Here is a 1,247-nt window from a genome sequence, read left to right as displayed (position 1 = left end):
AAGAGTTTTTAATTGTGCAGAAGTATTTTGATCTAACATTGCTAACGTCTCCAAAGGAGTAAATGTATATTTGATGGGATAAGAATAAGATAAATATAAAAATAGATAAAACAGTTTGTTTTTATAACAATGATCGAAAAATTAGATTTAAATACAAAATAAAAATCTTTTTCAACAACTTAAGGAAAAGGAGACATACCCCGTCTGTCACTAAACGCTCAGATCGACAACACCATAGCCACTGAGCGTGAACAATTTAACTTAAATGTTGCCCAATCCGTTGAATACGGCTTTTTAAATGTGAGGATAAAATAAATAACAGTGCACTCATGGTGAGAAAAAGTACAACAGCAGCCCATAGAACCCAATACACCACAGTACTCAGCACATTTGCCTGTGCAACTTGCTTACTCACACTTTGTGCCATAGGTGTGATAGTTTTATCAAACAATTGATTTTGCATACTCCACAATTGCTCTGGCTTAAAGCCATAACTTAAAAATTGTGGATCATGTTGCTCTGCTTTTATCAGCGCTTGTACATAAGGAATAGCCGTTGCGCGGTCGGCTGGCTGATGCAACAAGGCAGTTTGTGCCAATAGATAATTTTTGACAGGCAAAGCGACGTTTGACTCATTCAAATAATGTGATATTTCACTTTCTTGAATATTTTTATCATAACGAACCAGTTGCTGGTATTCACCATAATGCTCTGATTTTAAATCGTATTGCACATAGGTCAGCCCACTCCAAAGCACAATAAATGCAATAAGCCAACCCACAAATTTCAACACAAAAGATTGAAATCTGACATAAAAAAAGCGAATTTTTCGAAGAAAATGGATCACCAAAAACGACCCTATAAAAGCCACAAAGAGCTTAAGAAACAGCCAACCAAACCATGACAATAGATTCACAAAATAATCAGGTTGCTGACTAAAATTCGCTAGCTGGGCATCAATACTACTTGGTAAATGCAGTTGCTCAACCTGCGTTGTTAAACCAAAGAATCCATATACAAAGTCTTGTTGTACAAATAGACCTATCACTGATGCAATAAAAAAGACAGATGAAGTTATACCCAAAAGCATTAAATTTCGTTGTCGTTTTTTCAGCGTCACTGAGGGTGTAAATAATTCTGTGTAAATACAGTTTTAAAAATACTTGGTTACACGCTCTTCAAACATGATACTAAAGCGGTTCATAGCAGATTTCCAATTTTGGATAGGCATTGTCCATTTTTTGCTT

Annotated in this window: 1 protein-coding gene; it reads right to left on the bottom strand. The window is 35.4% G+C overall.

Features of this window, described 5'->3' with window-relative positions; genetic code table 11:
* Positions 1–256: 256 nt before the first annotated feature.
* Positions 257–1,090: a hypothetical protein gene (locus HYG93_RS19155; protein ID WP_256733504.1), complete on the bottom strand. Its 834-nt coding sequence runs from the start codon at positions 1,088–1,090 to the stop codon at positions 257–259.
* Positions 1,091–1,247: the final 157 nt, after the last annotated feature.

The sequence above is a fragment of the Acinetobacter sp. SwsAc6 genome, from assembly GCF_013391565.1.
In the GTDB taxonomy this organism is placed as follows: domain Bacteria; phylum Pseudomonadota; class Gammaproteobacteria; order Pseudomonadales; family Moraxellaceae; genus Acinetobacter; species Acinetobacter cumulans.
This window is presented reverse-complemented; position numbering and strand designations above follow the sequence as displayed.

Bases quoted from the DNA above. Each gene is read 5' to 3' on its own strand.
- HYG93_RS19155 (WP_256733504.1), bottom strand. From the start codon at position 1,090: ATGCTTTTGGGTATAACTTCATCTGTCTTTTTTATTGCATCAGTGATA.